This window comes from Gordonia cholesterolivorans (genome assembly GCF_039531975.1).
Lineage (GTDB): Bacteria > Actinomycetota > Actinomycetes > Mycobacteriales > Mycobacteriaceae > Gordonia > Gordonia sihwensis.
On the sequence record NZ_BAAARB010000069.1, the window covers coordinates 1 to 711 of the forward strand.

1 protein-coding gene is annotated in these 711 nt (G+C 64.3%); it reads right to left on the minus strand.

The features are described from left to right. A partial coding sequence (locus tag ABFX36_RS18930) for a helix-turn-helix domain-containing protein (protein ID WP_231632852.1) occupies positions 1-710 on the minus strand: 710 nt, incomplete at its 3' end. Position 711: the final 1 nt, after the last annotated feature.

Sequence of the window (711 nt, forward strand, 5' to 3'; positions counted from 1 at the left end):
GTCAACCGCGCGGTGATGCCGTACTCGCGACACGTCCGCTCGAAGAGCACCTCAACCGGCAACGGCCGCGTGTGTCTGCCGGTGAACTGGTTGCCGTTGTCGGTGAGCACCTCGAACGGCACGCCCCATCGATTCATCGCCCCGACGAACGCTTCACACACGGCACTGCCACTGGGCTGCTCGAGAACCGCGGCGACGGTGACGAAGCGGGAATGGTCGTCGATGCCGGTCAACAGTTTGCATTCCCGGCCGCCAGCCAGGAACACACCTCCAACCAGGTCGAGTTGCCACAGATGCATCGGAGCTTCCCGCTCCCATCGCTTGTAGACCCGTTTATGTAGCTGCTCTTGAGGATTGACCAATCCGTTGCGTACCAGCACGCGGTGCACCGTGGCCCGCGCGGGCGCGGGCGCATAAGGGTCGAGGCGTCCGAGTTCGTAGACGATGCGCCGGGCACCCCACCGCCGGTGGGTGCGTCGCATTTCGCAGATCGTCGCCTCCACTTGTGGAGAGATCTGGTTCGGGCTAGTACGCGGTCGGCGAGATCGATCCGATAAACCGCCCAGACCTGATGCGGCATAGCGCTTGCGCCACGCCGTGACCGTTTGGCGAGAGACACCGTAACGGTTAGCGACCTCGATGACCGGAGCACCGTCGGCGACTTCGGTGACCGCACGGAACCTGACCTCCACACGCACCCGTGCAGCGATC